This is a genomic window from Streptomyces sp. SM11, assembly GCF_002910905.1.
Lineage (GTDB): Bacteria > Actinomycetota > Actinomycetes > Streptomycetales > Streptomycetaceae > Streptomyces.
In genome coordinates this window covers 1-1466 of sequence record NZ_NEUE01000148.1, presented here as the reverse complement: position 1 = coordinate 1466, position 1466 = coordinate 1, and the positions used below count along the sequence as shown (strand labels likewise).

Genomic DNA, 1466 nt, shown 5'->3' with positions numbered 1-1466 from the left:
CGGTGGTGTGACGGGTGAGGGCGGGAAACCGGGTACGGGTGTTCTGGGGTCGAATGGGTGACCTTGATGATGGTTGCTCGTTGTGCCGGGTGACAGGTTGCACGGCTTTGGGGCGGGGGTGTGGTGGTGGATGGTGTGCGCGCGTTGGCGGCCCGTTCGTGGTGCCCGGACCTTCGGGGGTGGCGGTCCGGGACCGTCTCAAACACCTCACCCCGCAGGATGAGCGGGTGCTGCGGGCGGTCGGTGAACATCAGGGCGTGCTCGCTTCACGTGACCTGAAGGTTCGCTGCGCGCAGGGTCTGGAACCTGGTGCTGATTCCTGGGCTGCGCGTAAGCGGGGGCTGACGAAGGTGTCGTCGTCGCGGATCGCCGGGGCGATCACCAAGGCCAGTCATGATCAGTGGGCGCTCGCCCGTCGCTGCCAGGCCGCACACATCCGGTCGCTGGAGGCCGGGGTCCGGACACTGCGGCACCGCCTGTCCCTCCCGCTCGGGCAGAAGGGCACCAACCGTGCGGCCGGTGGATACCGGTCCAGGGGTGAGTGGTTTCAGAAGTCGCGTCGACTCACCACCCTTGAAGCACGGCATGCCGCCGCCGTGAAGGACTGGCGTGCCGGGCGGGTGCGGGTCGTACGCGGCGGCAAACGCCTCCTCAACACCCGGCACCACCTCACGGAGTCCTGCTTCACCCAACCCCGCAGGCCTTCGGGACTGACCCCGAGGTCGCGGGCGACCTCGGTCACCGTCTTGTCCGACGAGCGGGCCAACCCGATGGCATCCCGCTTGAACTCGGCCGTATAGCGCTTGCTGCTGTTGCTCTTCTTACTCACTACCTGGAACTGCTTCCTCCGGAACGAATCGTCCCAGTATGAGGCTGTCCAAGTTCAGGGGAGAACTTCCAAGGCCGGGGAGTTAGGGCCTGCCGGGAAACAAGCCGTCGCTTCCGTGGTCGAGCCTCGTTGTTGTGGTATGGGGAGACCGGAGGGGATCGAGACCGCCCTGGCGGTGAAGTTTCAGGCGCTGTTTCCGCACTTGGACGAGCGTCAGCGTCGGCTGGCCATAGGGGCCGAAGCGCGGTCGCTGGGGCATGGCGGCATCCGGGCCGTGGCCCGTGCGGCGGGGGTGCGTGAGGGGACTGTGTCGCGCGGGGTTGCTGAACTGGAGTCCGGTGAGGTGCTGTTGGGGCGGGTCCGCCGGGCGGGCGGGGGCCGCAAACGGGCGGTGGACCTGGATCCGGGACTGCGGCCCGCGCTGCTGGCCTTGGTGGAGCCGGACGTGCGCGGCGATCCGATGTCGCCGCTGCGGTGGACGGTGAAGTCGACGCGGCAGCTGGCCGCCGAGCTGACCCGGCAGGGCCACCGGGTCTCGGCGGACACGGTGGCGGCCGTGTTGCGCGAGGACGGGTTCAGCCTCCAAGGCAATGCCAAGACCGTCGAAGGCGCCCAGCACTCGGACCGGGACGGGCAG

1 protein-coding gene and 1 pseudogene are annotated in these 1466 nt (G+C 68.8%); one reads left to right on the top strand and one right to left on the bottom strand.

Annotated features, from left to right (window positions below; genetic code table 11):
- Positions 1-547 precede the first annotated feature (547 nt).
- On the bottom strand, positions 548-829 hold the full coding sequence (locus B9S58_RS40180) for a transposase (protein ID WP_103532216.1): 282 nt from the start codon (positions 827-829) through the stop codon (positions 548-550).
- Positions 830-968: 139 nt separating this feature from the next.
- On the opposite strand from B9S58_RS40180, the pseudogene B9S58_RS12620 reads away from it, so the two are divergent.
- A pseudogene (locus B9S58_RS12620) lies at positions 969-1466 on the top strand (ISAzo13 family transposase); the annotation flags it as partial.